Genomic DNA, 1,738 nt, shown 5'->3' with positions numbered 1-1,738 from the left:
CAGGCGGACCTTCTGTTTGTCGGTCAGCAGTTCGACCCGAGTGCGCAGGGTCCGGCGGATCCCGTAAAGGGGATCGCCGGTGCGGCCGCGGTGCCCCGTGGTGGCCTGCTGGATGCGTTGGCGGCACACGGTGAGCTTGTCGGCGGCAAGCTGCACGACGTGAAATGGATCCATCACCGTCCGAGCAGCGGGCACGGTTTTGGCGGCGGCGGCGTGGTAGCCGGCGAATCCGTCCATCGTGACAACCTTGACTCGGTCACGGAACACCTGGTCGCGGGCATCGAGCCACTCGGTGAGCACCTTCGCCGAGCGCCCGGGGACCATGTCCAGCAGGCGCGACGGGCCGGTGCCGTCCACCACCGGGGTCAGGTCGACCAGGACGGTGACGAACGAAGACGAACCGTCGCCGCGGACGTGTTTCCGCTTGTGCTAATCGACCCCGAGAACGCGGACGCCGTCGAAGTGGCAGATAGGGCTAGTGGGTACGCCTAGTCCGGCGATCCGGTACTTCGATTCCGGCGACTCGGTACTCCTTAGGGCGGGCGGGGTGGTCTGCTCGGGGTGAGGCGGCGCGACTGCGCCGCTTCTTCCTATTTGAGGAGGCTGATGTGGCCGAGTACAAGGCCATCATGACGTTGGCGCTGGCCGGGCATAGCTACAGCGAGATCGTCGCCGCCGTCGGGTGTTCGCGTCGGGAGATCGCGGCGGTGAAGAAGACGATCACCGCGTACGGCATCACCGCCGGCCAAGCGTCGTCGATGAACCCGGCCGAGATCGCCGGGATGTTCCCCGACGGGCGCAAACGCGTCTCGGAGGACTACACCAAGCCCGATTTTGATCGGGTGCTGGCGTCGATGAAGTTCAACCGGCACTTCACCATCCAGCAGGCCTGGGGCAAATATCTCGCGGACCCCGTCGGGGCCGGGAAGAAGTACGGGTACTCCCAGTACTGCGCCCTGTTCGCCGACCACGCCCGCATCAAGGACGTCGTGGCCACGCTGCATCACGAACCCGGCAGGACGATGCTGGTCGACTGGGCCGGCGACACCCTCGAGGTCCTCGACGCGGTCACCGGTGAGGTCACCAAGCTGTACTTGTTCGTGGCGGTGCTGCCGTACTCCGGTGCGGTGTTCTGTCGCGGTTTTACGGATATGAAGTCCCCGTCGTGGATCGACGCTCACGTCGCAGCGTTCGACTTCTTCGGCGGGACGCCGCAGATGGTGGTGCCCGACAACCCGACCACCGCCACCCACCGGCAGGCCAAGGGCGAGGCGGCCAGGGCTGTCAACGTCCGCTACCAGCAACTGGCCGACCACTACGGCACCGCGATCGTGCCGGCGCGGGTCCGCAAACCCCGCGACAAAGCGGCCGTGGAGTCAGCAGTGGAAGTGGTCAACAAGCGCGTGATCGGCTACCTCGCCGAGGAGGTGTGGACCACCGTCGAGGCCCTGAACGCGGCGATTGATGACCGCGTCGCCGAGATCAACACCCAGATTCGCCGGGCTGACGGTACGACACGGTGGGAGCGATTCGAGTCCGATGAGGCGCCGCTGCTGGCGGTGCTGCCAGACGACGGGTTCGCCACGGTGGAGTGGAAGCAGCTCAAGGTCGGACGGAACTATCACGTCTCCTGCGATTCGCAGTACTACTCGGTGCCGTACACCTTCGCCGGTCAACTGCTGCGAGTCCGGTTGACCGCGCAGTCGGTGACGCTCTTCGACGGTGACCAGGTCGTCTG

1 protein-coding gene and 1 pseudogene are annotated in these 1,738 nt (G+C 66.0%); one reads left to right on the top strand and one right to left on the bottom strand.

Annotation, left to right across the window (positions count from 1 at the left end; translation table 11 throughout):
- Positions 1–462, bottom strand: a pseudogene (locus AYO52_RS15990) (transposase); the annotation flags it as partial.
- 146 nt (positions 463–608) lie between these two features.
- On the opposite strand from AYO52_RS15990, the gene istA reads away from it, so the two are divergent.
- On the top strand, positions 609–1,738 hold a 1,130-nt coding region (gene istA, locus AYO52_RS15985; RefSeq protein ID WP_067719584.1), incomplete at its 3' end, for an IS21 family transposase.

It is taken from the genome of Dietzia sp. 111N12-1, from assembly GCF_001658045.1.
Lineage (GTDB): Bacteria > Actinomycetota > Actinomycetes > Mycobacteriales > Mycobacteriaceae > Dietzia > Dietzia kunjamensis.
The sequence above is the reverse complement of the archived record's forward strand: the minus strand, read 5'-3'. Positions and strand labels throughout refer to the sequence as shown.